Source organism: Xenorhabdus vietnamensis (assembly GCF_002127535.1).
GTDB lineage: Bacteria > Pseudomonadota > Gammaproteobacteria > Enterobacterales > Enterobacteriaceae > Xenorhabdus > Xenorhabdus vietnamensis.
Genome location: NZ_MUBJ01000074.1, coordinates 1 through 1,858, shown reverse-complemented (window position 1 = coordinate 1,858; position 1,858 = coordinate 1). Strand labels below are relative to the sequence as shown.

The window sequence follows — 1,858 nt, the reverse complement described above, 5'->3', positions numbered from 1 at the left end:
CCTGTTTCAGCCAGAACAAGATCCAGAACTAAGTCAGCAGCCTGTCCGACCAATCCTCTTATTTTGCTTTCATGCTCAGGTCTGACCTTCTTCCATTCGTTGAGTCCAGTACCAAATACACTGGCGATCTGTTTATCTCTCTTTAAGTCAGCACAGGCCTGATTCAGTTCTTCCATCACGCTAGGCTTGCGGGGATTAACAGCGATGCCCTTTGTCCAGTATGAATAAAGCGCATCGTCGCACTCATTTTGATAACGGATAACTGTATCTCTGATTTCGGACTTAACCCTGTTTGGGTTGATGGTGGCTAACCAGCCAACAAGTTTACGCAGAGCAAGGCAGACTACATCCCTGTGCTGTTTATCTCCGGGAAGCTGCATTGTGATATTCACAACGCAGGTGTTAAACCTTTGTTTTATCTTGGTGTATTGTGAGGACCAGTCCATTCCCATACCTTCGACAATAGGTCTCATTGGCACATAGGGTTCATTGTTGTATTCCACGACATAAAGTTCATCGTTATAAAAAGGGACTGTGATTGTGTGCATTTTGCGTATTCCTATAGAAATAAGAGCCTGCTGACGTAGAAATATCACCCACGAGAGGTCGCCACCTGGCGATACTTCTCAGGCTCTATTTCTATAAGCTCGTGATTGGATTTAGCGCACGTCAGTACGCAGATAAAAAGAAGCCCCGCAAAATGCGAGGCTTGAGAATTCAGAGTAAATTAAAGGCTTTCTCAAACATTGCCTCTGGATAGGGCTGTAGATTGCCGTTCTCCATCTTGATAATCCCCTCTGCCAGAGCAAACAGGACTTTTTTATCCTGAGTTGATATCTTCTCATCAGCAGAAACACCGACCTTTTCAGCCGCAAACTGGATGTAGCTTTCCGTATCGTTCTCAACAGGTGGCGCATAACGATTGATGATTTTTCTAATCGAGTGCAGTTGGTGTTTGATCTGGTAGTTGGACAACAACTTCATGAGTGCCCGAATGCCATACTCTGGTGACTCGAACCGACAGAACCGAGGGTTTTTTACCCCCGTTTCAATTCCGATTTGACCCTGCCATTTATTCTTTGGATTGTGATCGATGTTGCCCGGATTGTGATTCCTAATGCCTCTGGTCATCAGACTCTCCCCCGTTGTTGCTCATGCTCTGTCAGTTGCCTGATATATTGATAACGTCTATCAAAACTGAAATAGTCTCTTAACCATTTCTGTTGATAAGTCAGTTTTAGAAGAAATAGGTCGGTATACCAAAGATTACGCAGTTTACGTAATACAAAGCGACGACGATTTTGATGCAGCAACATAGCCAGATAGGGAGAATTCACACCGAGAACTTTTCCGGTCATTATTTATCTCCCAACCGTTTATTGATGGCACGGAGAGCAAACTCTCGTATTTTTTCTACTCCAATAAAGCCAACAGCACCACCAAGTGCGGGTGAAACACTGCTTGGAATGCCAAATAATTCCAGTCCACTGGAGAACCCCCACGACAGCGCCCCGCACAGTAGCGGTTCGACCCAGCGGTTCTTGCGTTCCACGCCGTCATAAATCAGGCGCCCATAACAAATGGCGATTGCCAAAACCGAGCCGGATATCTGCGGCCACGAGTTCTTCAGGCCGTTTAATAGTTCAGCCCATAAATCAGGGTTCTCTTTCATCTTCATATTCCACCCCATCTGAACAATGGGCGTCCGTGGGGTGAAATAGGTTCGCCCCTGTGAGTTGAGTTAATAGAAAAGGTTTAGCCGTTACTCAGGCTTCATCACAAATAGTGATTCAATTGAGGTCGTTTTTGTTCCAGAAATACCGCTAGTAATTTCACGCGACCAGATGCAATCAAAATC

At 45.3% G+C, this 1,858-nt stretch carries 4 protein-coding genes; all 4 read right to left on the bottom strand.

Annotation, left to right across the window (positions count from 1 at the left end):
- The coding region (locus Xvie_RS20130; protein WP_086110862.1) for a phage antirepressor N-terminal domain-containing protein at positions 1-548 on the bottom strand (548 nt) is incomplete at its 3' end.
- 169 nt (positions 549-717) lie between these two features.
- Positions 718-1,131, bottom strand: a complete 414-nt coding sequence (locus Xvie_RS20125) for a structural protein (protein WP_086110861.1) — start codon at positions 1,129-1,131, stop codon at positions 718-720.
- On the bottom strand, positions 1,131-1,358 hold the full coding sequence (locus Xvie_RS20120; RefSeq protein WP_086110860.1) for a hypothetical protein: 228 nt from the start codon (positions 1,356-1,358) through the stop codon (positions 1,131-1,133). Before Xvie_RS20120 ends, Xvie_RS20125 begins: the two co-directional genes overlap by 1 nt.
- Positions 1,358-1,672 (bottom strand): phage holin, lambda family, encoded by a 315-nt coding sequence (locus Xvie_RS20115; RefSeq protein ID WP_086110863.1) that lies wholly within the window; start codon positions 1,670-1,672, stop codon positions 1,358-1,360. Before Xvie_RS20115 ends, Xvie_RS20120 begins: the two co-directional genes overlap by 1 nt.
- Between the last annotated feature and the right edge of the window lie 186 nt (positions 1,673-1,858).